The following is a 15,520-nucleotide window of genomic DNA, read 5'->3' as shown; positions in this document are numbered from 1 at the left end:
CTTCGACGGCCGGTCACGGGGCAACCGGTAGGGCATGGATACCGGGACGGCTTCAGCACGTGGTCGCAGACAGGCTAAGCGAGCGGCGGACAGCACCGCTGTCGCGGCAGGGGCGCGAGCGGGATTCGCCGCGCGGGGGGTGATCTACGTCCTGGTCGGTGTGCTGGCCGCACGGATCGCGTTCTCCGACGGCGGCGGAGCGCAGGCGGACCGCGGTGGCGCCATCGCCGAGATCGCACACCGGCCGTTCGGACACGTCCTCCTCTGGGTCCTGGGCATCGCGCTGCTCGGCATGGCTGTCTGGCGGCTGTCCGAGGCGCTGTTCGGCCAGGCAGGACCGGACGGCGGCAAGCCAGGCAAACGGGCCATGGCGGCGGGCCGCTGTGTCTTCTACGGTTTCGTCTCGTACTCCGTGCTCTCCTACGCGGCCGGGGACCGGGGGAGCGGCAGCGGATCGACGGACAAGAAGTCCGAGGACGTCACCGCGACGGCACTCGGCTGGCCGGGCGGTCAGTGGATCGTCGGCATCGCGGGGGTCGTCGTGGCCGGTGCCGGGCTGTGGATCGCCGCCCGGGCCGTCATGCGCAAGTACCGCAAGCATCTCAAGATGTCCGGCATGTCGAGGAACACCCGCCGCGCCGTCGACGTCGCCGGCGTGTTCGGCGGGGCGTCCCGGGGCATCATCTTCGCTGCCGCGGGCGGGTTCGCCGTCGCCGCGGCCGTCAGCCACCAGCCCGGCAGGGCCAAGGGCATGGACGACACCCTGCGCTCGTTCACGGACACCCCGGCGGGGCCGTGGTTGCTGGTGCTGGTGGCGATCGGCCTGGCCGCCTTCGGCGCGTTCTCCATGGCGAACGCACGGTGGCGCGAGGTCTGAGGCCGGGGCACCGCCGCCGGCCCGTGGGGGCGGTGCTGCCCGCCGAAGGCCTTCTCGTGTCACGGACCTCGTGTGTTGCCGCCCCGTGAACACCCTGGAGCTCCGGGAATACGTGCAGGCAGAATGGACTTTTTCCTGGTGGAACCGCCGGCCGTGTGCAGCGCCGGTGCCCTGATCCGGAGTGAGGGAGTTCATGCCCAAGGCGTACGTATTCACCCGTAACGGTGGCTCCGAGGCGGAGGCTCAGGCCGAGCTGGAGATGCCGGTTCCGGGCCCCGGGCAACTGCTCGTCGCCGTCCGGGCGGCCGGGGTGAACCCGGTGGACTGGAAACTCCGTACGGGATACCGCAGGCCCGGCAGCGAGGAGCCGTCGTTCCCCGTGGTCTTCGGCAGCGAAGCCGCAGGGACCGTGGTGGCGACAGGCCCCGGTGTCGAAGGGTTCGAACCGGGGCAGGCCGTGTTCGGCAACCCGGTGACCGGCGGCTACGCCGAGTACACGCTGATGCCCGTCGGTGTCACGGCGCACAAGCCCGACGCACTGCCGTTCACCGAGGCCGCGGCCCTGCCGGTCGGGGCGGCCACCGCGTACGACGGTTTGCAGCAGCTGGCCCCGGTGCCCGGCTCGACCCTGCTGGTCAACGGCGCCGGCGGAGGTGTGGGGGTGGCCGCCGCGCAGATCGCACGGCATCTCGGCGTGCGGGTCATCGGTACCGCGAGCGCGGAGAAGAAGGACTTCGTGGAGGCGCTCGGCGCCGTGCACGTCCCGTCGGGCCCCGGCGTGGCGGACCGGGTGCGGGCAGCCGCCCCGGACGGTGTCGACGCCGTCTTCGATCTCGTCGGCGGCGAGGCGCTGGAGGAGGTGGCCGGACTGGTCGCAGACCGGACGAGGGTCATCAGCGCGGGCGGGAAGGAACTCGTGGTGGAGCTGGGCGGCGCGGCGGTCGTCCGCGCCCGCAACACGGCCGTCCTCGACGCCGTGGCACGCCTCGCCGTCGACGGCGCCCTGCGGGCCTGCGTCACCCGGACCTTTCCGCTGGACCGGGCGGCCGAAGCCCTGCGCGCCGTCGAGGGCGGGCACACCCGCGGCAAGATCGTGATCGAGGTGGCCGGATGAGCGTCCCGCACCCGTCCTCCGCTGAGCATCCCCTGGACGACCCGGTCCGTACCGCGCTGACCGGCACGCACGCCCACTTCGCACGGTCCCGGGGCCGCGTTCTGTGCTACCCGGACGATGTGGCGCCGTGGTTCGTCACGCCCGAGGCCCCCGACGCCGCGGACTGGTCCGACGTCGCCGCACTGGCCGGCCCCGGCGGTGCCGTCACTCTCACCGCGTTCCGCGAGCCGCCGCCGGACGACTGGGAGATCGTCTTCCACGCGCCGGGTGTCCAGCTCGTCGACGCAGGGGTGGCAGCGGCGCCCGACCCGGAGGCCGTACGGCTGGGACCCGCCGACGTGCCCGAGATGCTCGCTCTGGTCGAACGCACCCGCCCCGGTCCGTTCCTGTCACGCACGGTCGAACTCGGCACCTACCTCGGCATCCGTCACGGGGGCAGACTCGTCGCGATGGCCGGTGAGCGGATGCGTCCGCCCGGCTGGAGCGAGATCAGCGCGGTCTGCACGGACGCGTCCGTCCGCGGACAGGGTCTCGGCACCCGGCTGATACACGCTGTGGCGCACGAGATCAGAGAGCGTGGCGAGACGCCGTTCCTGCACGCGGCGGAGTCCAACACCAACGCCGTCCGGCTGTACGAGTCCCTGGGGTTCCGGCTCCGCCGCCGGACGGAGTTCCTCTCGGCGCTCGTACCGCAGCATTCGGCCGAAACCGGGACCGGAACCCAGGACGCGCGGACGACGGCGCTGCGCTGAGATCCGTACCACCTGATCCCGCACCGCCCGCTTCGCCGGCAGCGGCTCCGCACCCCGCCGGCGAAGCGGTCGGTCAGTGACCCAGAACGGCGCGCAGCGACGGCTGAAGCGCTGCGCCGTGGGCCCGCACCATGTCGTCGCACAGATCCCAGATGCGCTCGACGGGCAGGGCGGCGGCGGTCGCGGGGTCGGTCATCGCGGCCTGCCGGACATGGCGCGGCTCGTCGTGCAGAGCGGCGCGGACGACCAGGTCGTTCATGCTCAGGTACGTGCGGTTGAGCGCGGCGCACTGCGCCGGGAGCGCACCGATACGGGTGGGCTGCACGCCCAGCGCGTCGACCAGGCAGGGGACTTCGACGGTCCCCGAAGCGGGAAGGTTGTCGATCAGCCCGTGGTTGGGCACATTGCCGTAGACGGTGCGGGGCGTGCCCGTGACGATGCTGTGGATGACCTGCGGGGCGTACTCCATGGTCCCCTCGACCGGGAGCGGGGACCCGGACGCGAGGGCGGCCCGCGTCTTCTCGTACTCCGCGACGTTCTCGTCGACGATGCCCAGATAGGCGCCGACCGGCAGCCGCAGCCGCTCGATCTCGTCGGCGTGGTGCAGATACCACGGCACGTACTCCGCGGAGTGCTCGCTGGTCTCCGTCGGATAGTGGCCCAGCCGTCGGTACATGTCGACCCGGACCCGGCGGCGCAGTTGGGGGTCGTCCGCCACCAGGGCGTCGAGCCGGGGGTAGAGGTCCGTCCCGTCCTGCTCGAAACGCAGCACCCACGCCTGGTGGTTGACGCCCGCCGCCAGGTAGTTGACGTCCTCGTACGCGACGCCCACCAGGTCGGAGAGGTCCCGCATGGTCCAGTACACCGAGTGGCACAGGCCCACGACACGGGTCAGCCCGGTGGCCTGGGTGAGGTACTGGACGTTCATCGCCATCGGGTTGGTGTAGTTGAGCAGCCAGGCGTCGGGGCAGACCTCGGAGATGTCCTCGCCGAGGGCCTTGAGGAGCGGGAAGGTGCGCAGGGCACGGAAGATGCCGCCGATGCCCAGGGTGTCGCCGATGGTCTGCCGCAGGCCGTAGCGCGCGGGCACTTCGAAGTCGGTACGGGTCGCCTCGCCCATGCCGACCTGGACGATGTTGATGACGAAGTCGGCGCCGTCCAGCGCCGCACGCCGCTCCGCATGGGACGTGATCCGCGGCGCCGCGCCCCGCTCGGCCGCGATGTGGCGGGCGGCGCCGTCGGCGGTGGCGAGTCGTTCCGCGTCGATGTCGTGCAGCGCGATGTGGACGTCCGTCAGCTCGGGGAAGGCGAAGAGGTCCGCCAGCAGCCCCTGCGTGAAGACGACGCTCCCGGCGCCGATGAATGCGATCTTCGTGGTGGTCATGAGTGGTTCTCTCCGTTGTGGGTGACGGCTGCGACGGCTTCGTCCCAGGTGGGCTGCGCGGCGGTGCCGCCGTGCGCCCGGGTGGACAGAGCGCCGCAGACCGCGGCGAGTTCGAGGGCCCGGGCGGTCGGCAGACCTGCCAGTACGGCGGCGACGAAGCCGGCGTCGAAACTGTCGCCCGCGCCGACGGTGTCCACCGGCCGGACCGCGATGGCTCGGGTACGCGCGAGGCTGCCGCCGTCGTGGGCGAGAGCTCCGTCGGCCCCGTCCTTCACCACGACCAGCGGCCCGAGGGCGGCCAGCCGGGCGGCCGCGTCGGCCAGTGATCCGGCCGGGGGTCCGGCCAGCGCATGGGCTTCCCGGGCGTTCGGCAGCAGGATGTCGGTGACCGCGAGCACCTCGTCCAGAGCGGCGGACCGCCACTGCCCGGACGGATCGTCGTTGGTGTCCAGCGACGTGGTCGCGCCGTGGCCGCGTGCGGTGAGCAGCAGGCCGGGCAGCGCGGCGGCCAGTTTCGGCATCAGGAAGTACGAGGCCGCGTGCACATGGCGGCAGTCGGCGAGCAGCGCTTCGGGGATGTCGTCACCGCGGGTCGCGCTCAGGGTCCCGGGCGCGGTGAGGATGGCACGGTCGTCGCCCGCGGTCACGACCGCGGTGAGCGGCGTGGACAGTTCCGGGTCGCTGACCAGGGCGTCCGTGTTGACTCCCCGGTCAGTGAGGGCAGCCCGGACGAAGCGCCCGGCGTCGTCGTCCCCGACGCGTCCGGTGAAGGCGACGCTGAGGCCGAGCCTGGCGGCTCCGCACGCCATGATGGCGCCGGAGCCGCCGAGTGTGAGGACACCCGTGTCGACGAGTTGCTCGCGCTGCCCGAAGGCAAGGGGAGCGTCGAGGGGGCCGAGGACGATGTCGGGGTTGGCGTCCCCGATGACGAGCAGGTCGAAAGTGTGCGGCATACGGCTTCCTGGAGTCGCGGCGGGAGGGAGGTACGGAGCGATTGGGGCCCGAGCGGTCGGCGCTCAAGCGGGTGGCGGCGTACGGCGTCCGAACGCGGCTTCGGAGCGGCGGAGTTCGGATCCGCTCAGCCCTTGAGGCCGCTCGACGTGATGGACTGGATGAAGGTCTTCTGCGCCGCCAGGAACGCCAGCAGGACCGGCAGCACCGTGATCACGTTTCCTGCCATCACCGCCGCCCACTGCGTGTGGTGCTGGCCCTGGAAGGTCGTCAGACCCAGCTGCAGGGTGTACTGGGTGTCGTGGTTGATGGCGATCAGCGGCCAGGTCAGATCGTTCCAGGTGGAGAGGAACGTCAGGACGGCCACGGTGCTCAGCGCCGGCCGTGACAGCGGCAGCACGATGAGGAAGAGGACCCGCAGCCGTGAACAGCCGTCGATCCACGCGGCCTCCTCCAGCTCCCTGGGCAGCGACAGGAAGAACTGCCGCAGCAGGAACACCGCGAACGGCGTGACCAGTGACGGGACGACCAGGGCGCCGAGCGTGTCGATCAGGCCCAGGCGCTTCATCACCAGGAACGTGGGGATCATCGTCAGCTGGAACGGTATCGCCATCGTGGCCAGCATCAGCCCGAGCAGCAAACGGGAGCCCGCGAACCGCATCCGGGCGAACGCGTAACCGCCCAGTGAGCCGAACACCAGATTGGAGACGACGGCCACCGCGGACACGATCAGCGAGTTGGCGAACCAGCGCGGGAACATGGCGTTGCCCAGCACGTAGCGGTAACCGCCCAGATGGATTCCGGAGGGCCAGAGAGCGGGCGGGAACTTGTTGATCTCCGCGTTGCTCATCACGGAGCTGAGCAGCAGCCAGACCATCGGCAGCGCGAAGAGCAGAGCGAGCGGGGCCAGCAGCAGATGCCAGGCACTGAACGGCAGCCGCAGCCCCGGCCGCCGTGGCGGTGGCGGCGTCGGCACCGCCGCCGGCCGGGCGGTGCGCGGGGGCAGAGGGGAGGTGACGGTCATCGGACGGCTCCTTCGATGGCGGGTTGGCGCCGCCGGACCACGCGCATCCCTCCGGCGATCACGAGCAGGGCCAGCGCCAGGATGTACGCGGCTGCCGCTCCGTAGCCGGCGGTGAAGTTCTTGAAGGCCTGCTCCCAGATGAAGTAGACGATCACCGTGGTGGAGCCGAGCGGTCCGCCCTTCGTCGTCACGTACATCAGGTCGAAGACCTGCAGGGCGTTGATGACCTGCCACATCAGCAGGAACACGTTGACCGGAGTCAGGGTCGGCAGGACGACATGGCGGAGCAGTTGCAGCCGGCCGGCGCCGTCCAGCCGCGCGGCCTCGATGAGCGAGGGCGGAACGTCCTGGAGCGCGGCCAGATACACCACGACACAGAAACCCGTGCCGCTCCACAGCGAGATCGCCACCAGGACCAGCAGGGCCTGCCCCGGATCGGTGAGGAAGCCCTGGGGAGAGACCCCGAGGGAGTGCAGGACCGAATTGGCGACCCCGAACTGCGGGTCGAGGATGAAGGAGAACAGCACCCCCTGCGCCGTCGCCGAGATGACGAACGGTACGAAGATCAGCGTCCGGTAGAGACCGACCAGTCTGATGCGCTGGTTGAGGAGGAGGGCCAGGGCCAGTCCGAGCACCATGGACAGCGGCACGTAGAGCCCGGTGTACTCCACGGTGTTCCACACGGCCTGGCTGAAGTGCGGATCCTTGGTGAGCGCCCGGTAGTTGTCCAGACCGACCCAGCGACTCGGTGTCACCAGGTCGTCCGCCTGGAACGACAGCAGCACGGACCAGATGACCGGGACGACGCTCAGTCCCAGGATGACGAGGACAGCGGGGGAGATGAAGGCCCAGGCGGTGGCCGATTCGCTGCGGCGCCGGCGGCGCCGGGCGCGCAGCTGCTGTTTGTGGCCGGGATCGGAGAGAGTGAGCGGGGTGGGCAGACCAGGCATGGCGTGAGCCTCCTCAACGCGGTATGAGCAGGGCGGCGTTGGCGTCGTCCGCGCAGCGGCGCAGGGCCTTCGTGGGGGTGCTCCTGCCGAGCAGGACGGACACGATGGCCTCTCCCAGTGCCTGGGAGATCTGCGGGTAGGCGGGATGCGCGGGCCGCACCCGGGCGGTCTCCAGCGCCTTGGTGAACACCGCGAGCCCCTCGGTCTTCGCGGCCTTGGCCTGCCAGCGCGGCAGGCTCTGGGTGCGCCGGCTCAGCGGCAGGCTGCCCGCCTGGACGTCCCAGCGCACGTCCTGCGCGGGCTCCATCAGCCAGCTCACCAGGGTGCGTGCGGCCTCGACCCGGGCGGAGCCGTTGTTGAAGACGGTCCAGGTGTCCGGTCCGGAGATGGTGACCGGTCTGCCGCTGTAGCTCGGCAGCGGCACCACCTGGTAATCGACACCCGCCTGGATGATGTCGGGCAGCTGCCACGGACCGGTGAGGACCATCCCCATCCGGCCCGACTGGAAGACCTGGTACATCTGCTCGGTGCCCGCTTTCGGGTCGATGTAGACACTGCGGTCGCGGGCGAGCCCCGCCACCGTCCCCAGCGCCCGCACACCGGATTCGGCGAACCCGATGCTGCGCCCGTTCGCCGCGACCACCTCGCCGCCCAGGTCCCACACCAGCGGCCAGAGCCGCCACACCGTGTCCTCGTCGCCCACCCCCGGCCAGCCGGTGCCGAAGACACCCCGCTGTTTGTCGGTGAGTCGCTTGGCGGTCTCCTGGAACTCCCGCCACGTCCAGCCGGGTTCCGGCAGCGGGACACCGGCGTCGTGGAACAGCTTCTTGTTGCACACCACGGCGAGTGAGTCGAGCAGCGCGGGCGCGGCGCGCACCCGGTCGTTGACCGTGACGGCGTCGCGCGCCGGGGCCCAGAACTGGCTCCAGGGGACCGGCCCGGAGTGCACGGTGGCGGTCAGGTCCACGACCTGCGGGCTGCGTGCCACGCCCGCCAGGTCCGAGCCGAAGACGTAGGCGACGTCCGGGTACGAGCCGGAGGCCAGCGCGGCCGTCACCTTCTGGAGCATCGAGTCGGCCAGGACGCCCCCGCCGGAGTCGACGCGGATGTGCGGGTGGGCACGCTGGAAGTCGGCCACCAGTGATTCGATCGCTGTACGGCCGGTGTCGGTCTGGCCGTGCCACAGCTCGACCGTGACCCGTCCGTCCGCTCCGACGCCGTCATCGGTCTCCGCGCCGCAACCGGGCAGCATCATCGCGGCCGAAGCGGCGCACGCCAGGCCGGTGCCACGACGTAGCACGGTCCTGCGTGAAGGACTGACGGGACGTTGACGGCCGACAGCCATCCGGACCTCCAGGGGGAATCAGGGCACGCCGCGGCACGGCACGGCACCGGTGCCTGCGGGGGAGTGCTGGATACGTGCGCGCCGACGGCCGGGCCGGGAGAGGACAGGCGCGGCACAGGAAGGCGGGAAGGCTGGGAACGACCCCGGCGCGCCGCGTTCACGGGGGGCGCACCGGGGAAGCGGGACGTCAGCAGGTCTTGCGTACGTATCCCTTGCTGCCGCTGGGTGAGACGTCCAGGTCGCGCTCGACGACGCTCAGCTGGGCACCCCAGCCGGTGCACGCCTTCGACAGGCCCTTGTCCGTGTACTCGATCACGATGACGTTGCTGCCGAACGCGTCGGTGTAGTCACCGCATTCGTCCCAGGTGCCGCACTCCTCGGCGATGGCGAAGTCCAGGCCGGTCTTCGCACGGGCGCCGGACAGCTGCGAGGTGTTCTTCTGCGCGATGGCCAGGCCGCGGTCGTGCGCGTGCTGGGAGAGCAGGGTGATGTACGCCTCGGCGTTCGCCGCGCTGAGCAGTTTCGACGAGCGCGTGTAGCTGTCGTAGTTGTCGGGCTCGACGGCCTGGAATCCCTTGTCGGCACAGCCGTCGATCCAGCCGTCGACCTTCTTGGCCACCCGGCTGCGCTTGTCGGCGGTACGGAGGTCGAGCAGCGCCTCGCCCCAGTTCTTGTCGTAGACGACGTCGCCGTTGGCGTTCCGCAGCAGCAGATCCGAGTCCCAGTCCTTTTCGGCGCCCGGCTGGGCCTGGAAGGCGTTGACGTAGCAGATGTTGTACAGACCGGCGGCCGGAGCGGCCTCGTGGTCGCGGCTGACCACCTTCACCCCCGACGGAGGTGTGTACGCCCCACCGATCTGGTAGTCGAACCCGGCGTGCACGGGCGGCAGAGCGGGTGAGGAGGCCGCTGCGGCGCCGGACGGCGCGAGCAGCGGGACGGCGGCCGCAGCGGTGACCGCCGCCACGGCGGTGGCGCGCCGCACTGAGGACAGGGACAGCCGTCGGGACCGTGCGGGAGTGATGGTCATCATCGAGCTCCAGATGATGGAGGGTACGTCCCCGCCTCGGACGCTGATAGCGATCCTGGCGACTTTGTCCGGGCTTGCGGCTCGTGAGCCGCCCACCGGCTAGGCGTACCTCTGGCGCCGAATGTGTGAACTCGGCGTTGACCGCAGTAAATCGAGCAGGAATTGCCATGTCAAGAGCGCGAACATGAGCAGTTGGTGCGCATGTTCGCGCAGTCGATGGCTCGCACGGCGCTCTCCGGAGGGCGCCGGCCGGTCGGAAAGGGCTGCTGACTCGTCATTCGCGCAGAGCTATGCTCACATCATGCTGAGAACTGAGCGTCATGCGCGGATACTTGAGCATGTTTCCGTGAAGGGAAGCGTTGACGTCGGGGAGCTGACCGGTCTGCTCGGTGTCTCGGGGGCGACGGTCCGGCGTGACCTCCAGCACCTGAGCGCGCTGAACCTGCTGCGCCGTACGCATGGCGGGGCCGCGGTCGGCAGCATCGGTCTGGAGGTGCCGGTGCAGTACCGGGCGGAGCGCGGCAGGCCCGAGAAGCGCGCGATCGCCATGGCCGCGGCCGAGCTGGTGCCCCGGGGCGCGGTCGTCGGGATGACCGGGGGCACCACCGCCACCGAGATCGCCCGCCTGCTCGCCGAGCGGGGTCCCGTCACCATCGTCACCAACGCCGTGAACATCGCAGCCGAGCTCGTTCTGCACCAGCACGTCACACTGGTCGTCATCGGCGGCAACGCGCGGACCGAGAGCTATGAGCTCGTGGGTCCCATCGCCGAGAAGACGCTCGCCGACTATCACATGGACATGACGTTCCTGGGTGTGGACGGCATCAGCGCGGCTCAGGGCTGCACGACGTACGACCAGCTCGAAGCGGCGACGGACCGGGCGTTCGCCACGAACAGCGGGCGCACCGTCGTCGTCGCCGACCACTCGAAGATCGGGCGGACCACCTTCGCGAAGATCTGCCCGCTCTCCGCCGTCCATCATCTGGTCACGGACCGGGAAGCACCGGAAAGCGAGTGCGCACGGATCTCCGAGGCCGGAGTCTCCGTGACCGTCGTCTGACGCGCTCCCGCATTCCCCCTCCGCCCCGTCCCGGCTGTCAGGCGGCGCCGTCCCCGGCGGGCCGGGGCACGGACGGGAGGCCGCCCGGCTCCCGGTCGGCCTGACCGGCCAGCTCGCCCTGGACGAAGGGATCGACATCGGGATCGTAACGCCCGTCGTGATCGGCGAGCGCGTCCGTGATGCGCTCCCACTCCTCGATCTCGGCCTCGGCACGCTCCCGCTCCGGGCCGTCGCGCCGTGAGCTCTCCTCCGCCGTCTGCCGGGCCGCTTCGAGGGCCGCCTTCGCCTGGTGGTGGGTCAGCCCCTTGGCGCGCTGCTGCACCCAGTGCCAGCCCGCCCGCTGCCCGTCCGTGGGCGGCAGCGCCTCGTAGTCGCTGCCGCTTCGCGCCCTGCTGTCCTGATCAGAATTCATCCCGTTGCCCCATACCCCTCTTGACCTGGTGATCCGGGCGCATCAGCGGTTGCGGACCACGGTGGCCCCCTCGCATGGCGCACCTCAGTATGCGGTGCCGCCGTGACGGCCCGGGCCAGCAGTACACGTATCCCGGAAACCGCTGGTCATGCGCGGGCGCCTCGCGGTGACGTCCGTCCGGGGACGGGGCGGCTACGGACGGCCCTGGCGCATACGGTCACCGACGATGCCGCCGTCCGACTCCCACCACGGACGGACCCGCTCGGGCTCGGCCGGGCTCTCCCGCGCGACGGTCGCGGATGTCGCGGAGCCGTCGGATGGTACCGGTGCGGAACGGGGTGCGGCACGGACCAGTTCGGCGTCCAGGCGCCGGTCGAGAGCCACCGTCCTGGCCCGCTCGGAACGGACCCACTGCGCAAAGATCACCAGCAGGAAGGGCACCCCGACCAGTTCCGCGAGCGTGACCATCGCACCGCCGCCGATCTGCTGGTCCCGCTGCACGCCGGGCGCCCAGGCGGGGGAGTGCTGCGTGTACCAGGTGCCTGCGACGAGGGTGCCGCTGGTCATCACCACAATGCCGGGGACGGCGTCGATGAGCCCGTCGAAGAAGACCATCGCGGCCCGCACCGGATGACTGCACCAGGCGGGCAGCAGCTCCTCCTCGGTGAGGACCGGCAGCACGAAGAGACAACCGACCGCCAGGAGCTGCAGGTACATGAGCTGGTGCAGCGCGCCGTGGCGGAGCGCGGTCTCGAAGTACGGCGTGAAGTAGACGCAGAGCTCCGACACCAGGACCAGCAGCGAACTGACCAGAGGGAAGGCCAGCAACCGGGCGAACCTGCCGGTCACCGCACGGCGCACGCGCGCCGACACGCGTTCCGGCAGCGCTCGGCAGGCCAGCGACAGCGGGTCGCCCAGCGCCAGGCCGAGCGGGGCGAACAGATCGAGCAGGATGTTCTGCACGGCGGCCGGCCAGAACAGCACCTCGTCGTAGACGGCGAGTGCCGACATCGTGGCCACCACGATCGTGCCGAGACCCAGCACGGCGAAGACCGCCGTACGGCCCGCGGACCACTGCTCGCCGCGCCGCCGCAGCCGCACCACGCCCCAGCCGTAGAGCCCGCCCAGAACCAGGACCAGCAGCAGGGCAGGACCGTCGAGCTGCCACATCGCCGGGAACCGGGAAAAGGTCAGATCCGGCAGGTTCATTCCAGACATCCTTACCTCTCGCACCCGCCCGCGAGGACCGCCGTGGGGGCCGTACCACGGTAGTCCCGTGACATCGGGCGCCTCCGTCCGGGGCGCCACGCGAGGCGCACACCCGACGCCGGTCCGTACGCGGCGTCCCGCCGATGATTCCCGCTCCCTCCCGGCGGGGCCGACGCGACACCCCGGTGCGCCTGTCGGCGCGTCGGCCCCGGGCGCCGTCACACTGGCCGCTGCCGTGTCTGGACGGGCGCGACGACGCCGGGACACGGAGGCACCACCCGCGCAGGAAGGAACCGGAATGCCTGATGTGTCCGCACCCGTGATCAATCTGGTCCGACGGACCGTGGAGCCCGTCGGGGTGCAGACGCTCCGGTCCACGACCGCCGCTGTCATCGCGTACGTGGTCGCGGTGCTGGCCCTGCCGCAGCCGGCCCCCCTCACCGCACCGCTGACGGCCCTGCTCGTGGTCCAGGTCACGCTCTACGCGACGCTCACCACCGGGATCAGGCGGGTGAACGCCGTCGTCGTCGGAGTGCTCCTTGCCAGCGGCTTCAGCACACTCGTCGGACTGACGTGGTGGAGTCTCGGCCTGACGATCTTCACCGCGCTGATCGTGGGACGGTTCGTGCGCGTCTACGAGTTCGTACCCGAGGTCGCCATCAGCTCCATGCTGGTGCTCGGCGTCTCCCAGGTGGCCGCCACCGCCTGGGACCGCATCCTGGAGACGCTGATCGGTGCGGGTGTGGGACTGCTCTTCAACCTGCTGCTGGCACCGCCGGTCTGGGTCCAGACCGCCGGCAGCTCCATCGAGGAGATGGCGGAGTCGATGGGCAGGATGCTCCGGGCCATCGGCGCCGAGGCGGGCGGCCACACACCGGTCGAGCAGGCCGCCGCACGGCTGCACGAGGCGCGCAGACTCGACCACGACATCGTCGAGGTGGACGCCTCGCTCCGGCAGGCCGAGGAGAGCCTGCTGCTCAACCCCCGGGTGCGCCAGGGCCTGCTGTCGCGCGTAGTGCTGCGCACCGGCCTGGACACCCTGGAGATCTGCGCCGTGGTGCTGCGGGTGCTGACCCGGACGATGACGGACCTGGCGAAGGAGCGCACCGAGGAGTCGCTCTTTCCGGACGACGTGGCCTCGGCTCTGCACGAACTGATGGGGGACATCGCCGACGCCATCGAGAGCTTCGCCGTACTGATCACCACGCCGGTCGCGCAGAGCGCGCAGGATGCCGAGTCCCGGCTGACGGCGGCGCTGGCGGACGCCGGGGTCACCCGCGACCGGGTCGCCCATCTCCTCCTGGAGAACGTGCGGCAGCACCCCCGCCAGTGGCAGCTGCACGGCGCGCTGCTCGCCGAGATCGACCGCATCCTGGACGAACTCGACGTGGAGAAGCGCGCCGAGCGGCTCACCGAGGAACTCGACCTCCGCGCCGCGCAGCTGGGCGAACGCCATCCGCAGCTCGCGTCAGCGGCGCGCCGGCTGCGGGGGACCGCGGTGGCCCGCAGGATCCGGGCCGAGATCTGAGCGGGCGGGACAACCCGGGGCCCCGGCCCGGGGGCTGTCGGCCGGGCTACAGCCCGTCGTCCGGATGCCAGTCGTGCTGCCACCGCAGGTCCACCGGATCGCCCGAGCGCTGGTAGCGGATGTCCGTGGACAGCCGGGCCACCCCCCCGGGGTCGGTGTTGTCCAGCGCGGCGTGCACCAGATAGGCGCTGTGTACGACCATGTCGCCCGCCGCGTAGTCGGCGACCAGCCAGCGGGCGTCGTACTCGTCGGCGAGGCCGGGCAGGTCGGCGGTGAGGGAGGCCGCAGGCCTGCGCAGAACACCGGCGCGTTCCTCCTCGTACACCCGTCGGTGGCTGCCTTCCAGATAGACGAGCCCGCCCCGGGACAGCGGGCAGTCACCGAGCGGGATCCAGGAGCTGAGCACCCGCTCGGTCCCCTCGCGCAGGTACACCAGGTCGTAGTGGGCCTGGGTGGCTGTGCCGATCCCGTTCTCGCCCGCCCGCAGGTGCCTGATGATTTTTCGCCGGTGCAGATGGACGGGGGAGTCCAGGAACCACGCGTACCAGTCGCGGATCGCGGGCTGCTCGCAGAACTCCCGGTAGCGCGCGCCGGGCACGATCTCGCGGAAGAGCGTGTGACGCAGCGCCGCCCGGTCGGTCCGGCCGGGCCCCGTCTCGCGCAGACCGGTGTGTGCCAGCGCGCGGAAGTAGTGACGCCGGAAGGAGCGGACCCGCTCGGGGTCCAGGGCGCCGCGCAGGAAGAGGTAGCCGTCACGGCGCAGCCTGAGCCGGAGCGCCTCGCGGTCGTGGCGCTCGCCGTCGGGGACGGGTTCGAGCGGGCCGAGCCGTTCCGGGCGCCGGTCGAGCACGTAGCCGTTGGAGGTCAGCGGGGCGGACGGGGCCGGGACTGTGACACGTGCTGTGGTCATGGCAGCCAGGTTCGCCGAGCGGGTCCGCCTCGGGCATGGACAAAACCCCGCCGGTACGGGGACTTCCGTGCGACGGCGGGCCCTCTATGCTGGCGCGCGTGTCAGGCTGGTGCCGCTACCTCACCCCGGCCGGTCCGCACCGGCGGCTGGGGCTCGTCTGCCTCGGTACCGGTGCCCAGGACGGACCGCTCCCGCAGGTGCGCGGGCGGACCCTGGACTGTCATGCGGTGGTTCTGGTCACCGCCGGCCGGGGCAGCTGCAACGGGGAGCCGGTCGAGGCGCCCGCGCTGCTGAGACTGCCCGCCGGTCTCCCGCACTCCTACGGCCCCGACGGTGACGGCTGGACCGAGCACTGGGCGCTGTTCGACGGTTCCGCGGCCGACGGCTACGCGGACCTGGGCTATCTGCCTCCCGGCGTAGGGGCGTTGAGCGACCTGATGGCCGCCCTCCGCTCCTTCGGCCGGCTCCGCCGCTGTGTCGGCGGGGCCGATCCGGACACCGCCGCGGCGGCCGCGGTCCACGACCTGATCGTCACTCTCGGCCGCCCGGCCGCCGAGGACCCGGTGCTGGCGGCCCTGGCCCGGGAGGCAGGGCGGCCGGTGTCCGTGGCCCAGCTGGCCCGCACCCTCGGCCTGACCGGGGAAGCGCTGCGGACAGCGGTACGGACGGCTGCGGGGTGCGGTCCGAAGGAGTACGTACAGCGGGTGCGGATCAGCCGCGCCAAGGAACTGCTCGCGGAGAGCGATCTGACGGTGTCGGCGGTCGCCCGCCGGACCGGCTTCACCGACTCCGGCTATTTCACCCGGCTGTTCACCCGCCGCGTCGGGGTCCCGCCGACGGCGTTCAGGACTCAGCAGCGCCGGTTCTGAGGACGCGTCCGGCGGACACCCGGACGCGCCGGCCCTGCCATGCCACCAGCTCCCGCTGCGCTGGACGCGGTCGACCAGCAGCTTCCGCGGCACGGCCGGGTCTCCCGG

Annotated in this window: 15 protein-coding genes; 6 read left to right on the top strand and 9 right to left on the bottom strand. The window is 71.4% G+C overall.

Annotated features, from left to right (window positions below; all coding sequences use genetic code 11):
- The first annotated feature begins 34 nt into the window (after positions 1-34).
- The 3 genes from OG285_RS00420 to OG285_RS00410 all read left to right on the top strand — a co-directional run bounded on the left by OG285_RS00420 (position 35) and on the right by OG285_RS00410 (position 2,743).
- On the top strand, positions 35-877 hold the full coding sequence (locus tag OG285_RS00420; RefSeq protein ID WP_356832982.1) for a DUF1206 domain-containing protein: 843 nt from the start codon (positions 35-37) through the stop codon (positions 875-877).
- Between the two features lie 193 nt (positions 878-1,070).
- The gene (locus OG285_RS00415) at positions 1,071-1,991 is read left to right on the top strand and encodes an NADP-dependent oxidoreductase (protein ID WP_371789771.1); all 921 of its coding nucleotides are present in this window, start codon (positions 1,071-1,073) and stop codon (positions 1,989-1,991) included.
- Positions 1,988-2,743 carry a GNAT family N-acetyltransferase gene (locus OG285_RS00410; RefSeq protein ID WP_371789770.1) on the top strand — a complete coding sequence of 252 codons (756 nt, stop codon included), beginning with the start codon at positions 1,988-1,990 and terminating at the stop codon, positions 2,741-2,743. The genes OG285_RS00415 and OG285_RS00410 overlap by 4 nt, the downstream gene beginning before the upstream one ends.
- A gap of 73 nt (positions 2,744-2,816) precedes the next feature.
- On the opposite strand, the gene OG285_RS00405 is transcribed toward OG285_RS00410, so the two are convergent.
- The 6 genes from OG285_RS00405 to OG285_RS00380 form a co-directional block, all read right to left on the bottom strand.
- Positions 2,817-4,127: an alpha-glucosidase/alpha-galactosidase gene (locus OG285_RS00405; protein WP_371789769.1), complete on the bottom strand. Its 1,311-nt coding sequence runs from the start codon at positions 4,125-4,127 to the stop codon at positions 2,817-2,819.
- Positions 4,124-5,080 carry a carbohydrate kinase family protein gene (locus OG285_RS00400; RefSeq protein WP_371789768.1) on the bottom strand — a complete coding sequence of 319 codons (957 nt, stop codon included), beginning with the start codon at positions 5,078-5,080 and terminating at the stop codon, positions 4,124-4,126. Before OG285_RS00400 ends, OG285_RS00405 begins: the two co-directional genes overlap by 4 nt.
- Positions 5,081-5,205: 125 nt before the next feature.
- Positions 5,206-6,102, bottom strand: coding sequence for a carbohydrate ABC transporter permease (locus tag OG285_RS00395; protein ID WP_356832992.1), 897 nt, complete (start codon positions 6,100-6,102; stop codon positions 5,206-5,208).
- Positions 6,099-7,052 carry a sugar ABC transporter permease gene (locus tag OG285_RS00390; protein WP_356832994.1) on the bottom strand — a complete coding sequence of 318 codons (954 nt, stop codon included), beginning with the start codon at positions 7,050-7,052 and terminating at the stop codon, positions 6,099-6,101. Before OG285_RS00390 ends, OG285_RS00395 begins: the two co-directional genes overlap by 4 nt.
- Before the next feature lie 13 nt (positions 7,053-7,065).
- On the bottom strand, positions 7,066-8,397 hold the full coding sequence (locus tag OG285_RS00385; protein WP_371789767.1) for an ABC transporter substrate-binding protein: 1,332 nt from the start codon (positions 8,395-8,397) through the stop codon (positions 7,066-7,068).
- Between the two features lie 187 nt (positions 8,398-8,584).
- Positions 8,585-9,427, bottom strand: a complete 843-nt coding sequence (locus OG285_RS00380; protein WP_371789766.1) for an endo alpha-1,4 polygalactosaminidase — start codon at positions 9,425-9,427, stop codon at positions 8,585-8,587.
- 298 nt (positions 9,428-9,725) lie between these two features.
- Here OG285_RS00380 and OG285_RS00375 point away from each other — a divergent pair, with 298 nt between their 5' ends.
- Positions 9,726-10,484, top strand: coding sequence for a DeoR/GlpR family DNA-binding transcription regulator (locus OG285_RS00375; protein ID WP_371789765.1), 759 nt, complete (start codon positions 9,726-9,728; stop codon positions 10,482-10,484).
- Positions 10,485-10,521: 37 nt separating this feature from the next.
- Here the strand turns inward: OG285_RS00375 and OG285_RS00370 are convergent, their stop codons facing one another.
- Positions 10,522-10,896, bottom strand: coding sequence for a hypothetical protein (locus OG285_RS00370; protein ID WP_371789764.1), 375 nt, complete (start codon positions 10,894-10,896; stop codon positions 10,522-10,524).
- A 192-nt stretch (positions 10,897-11,088) separates the two neighbouring features.
- Complete coding sequence (locus tag OG285_RS00365) at positions 11,089-12,114, bottom strand: cytochrome c oxidase assembly protein (protein ID WP_371789763.1); 1,026 nt, start codon at positions 12,112-12,114, stop codon at positions 11,089-11,091.
- Positions 12,115-12,403: 289 nt separating this feature from the next.
- On the opposite strand from OG285_RS00365, the gene OG285_RS00360 reads away from it, so the two are divergent.
- On the top strand, positions 12,404-13,633 hold the full coding sequence (locus OG285_RS00360) for an aromatic acid exporter family protein (protein WP_356833004.1): 1,230 nt from the start codon (positions 12,404-12,406) through the stop codon (positions 13,631-13,633).
- Between the two features lie 46 nt (positions 13,634-13,679).
- Here OG285_RS00360 and OG285_RS00355 read toward each other — a convergent pair whose 3' ends face one another.
- Positions 13,680-14,543, bottom strand: a complete 864-nt coding sequence (locus OG285_RS00355) for a phytanoyl-CoA dioxygenase family protein (RefSeq protein ID WP_356833006.1) — start codon at positions 14,541-14,543, stop codon at positions 13,680-13,682.
- Between the two features lie 98 nt (positions 14,544-14,641).
- Here OG285_RS00355 and OG285_RS00350 point away from each other — a divergent pair, with 98 nt between their 5' ends.
- Positions 14,642-15,412: an AraC family transcriptional regulator gene (locus OG285_RS00350; protein WP_356833008.1), complete on the top strand. Its 771-nt coding sequence runs from the start codon at positions 14,642-14,644 to the stop codon at positions 15,410-15,412.
- Positions 15,413-15,520: the final 108 nt, after the last annotated feature.

The organism is Streptomyces sp. NBC_01471 (assembly GCF_041438865.1).
Taxonomy (GTDB): domain Bacteria; phylum Actinomycetota; class Actinomycetes; order Streptomycetales; family Streptomycetaceae; genus Streptomyces.
This window is presented reverse-complemented; position numbering and strand designations above follow the sequence as displayed.

Bases quoted from the DNA above. Each gene is read 5' to 3' on its own strand.
- OG285_RS00420 (WP_356832982.1), top strand. From the start codon at position 35: ATGGATACCGGGACGGCTTCAGCACGTGGTCGCAGACAGGCTAAGCGA.
- OG285_RS00415 (WP_371789771.1), top strand. From the start codon at position 1,071: ATGCCCAAGGCGTACGTATTCACCCGTAACGGTGGCTCCGAGGCGGAG.
- OG285_RS00410 (WP_371789770.1), top strand. From the start codon at position 1,988: ATGAGCGTCCCGCACCCGTCCTCCGCTGAGCATCCCCTGGACGACCCG.
- OG285_RS00405 (WP_371789769.1), bottom strand. From the start codon at position 4,127: ATGACCACCACGAAGATCGCATTCATCGGCGCCGGGAGCGTCGTCTTC.
- OG285_RS00400 (WP_371789768.1), bottom strand. From the start codon at position 5,080: ATGCCGCACACTTTCGACCTGCTCGTCATCGGGGACGCCAACCCCGAC.
- OG285_RS00395 (WP_356832992.1), bottom strand. From the start codon at position 6,102: ATGACCGTCACCTCCCCTCTGCCCCCGCGCACCGCCCGGCCGGCGGCG.
- OG285_RS00390 (WP_356832994.1), bottom strand. From the start codon at position 7,052: ATGCCTGGTCTGCCCACCCCGCTCACTCTCTCCGATCCCGGCCACAAA.
- OG285_RS00385 (WP_371789767.1), bottom strand. From the start codon at position 8,397: ATGGCTGTCGGCCGTCAACGTCCCGTCAGTCCTTCACGCAGGACCGTG.
- OG285_RS00380 (WP_371789766.1), bottom strand. From the start codon at position 9,427: ATGATGACCATCACTCCCGCACGGTCCCGACGGCTGTCCCTGTCCTCA.
- OG285_RS00375 (WP_371789765.1), top strand. From the start codon at position 9,726: ATGCTGAGAACTGAGCGTCATGCGCGGATACTTGAGCATGTTTCCGTG.
- OG285_RS00370 (WP_371789764.1), bottom strand. From the start codon at position 10,896: ATGAATTCTGATCAGGACAGCAGGGCGCGAAGCGGCAGCGACTACGAG.
- OG285_RS00365 (WP_371789763.1), bottom strand. From the start codon at position 12,114: ATGTCTGGAATGAACCTGCCGGATCTGACCTTTTCCCGGTTCCCGGCG.
- OG285_RS00360 (WP_356833004.1), top strand. From the start codon at position 12,404: ATGCCTGATGTGTCCGCACCCGTGATCAATCTGGTCCGACGGACCGTG.
- OG285_RS00355 (WP_356833006.1), bottom strand. From the start codon at position 14,543: ATGACCACAGCACGTGTCACAGTCCCGGCCCCGTCCGCCCCGCTGACC.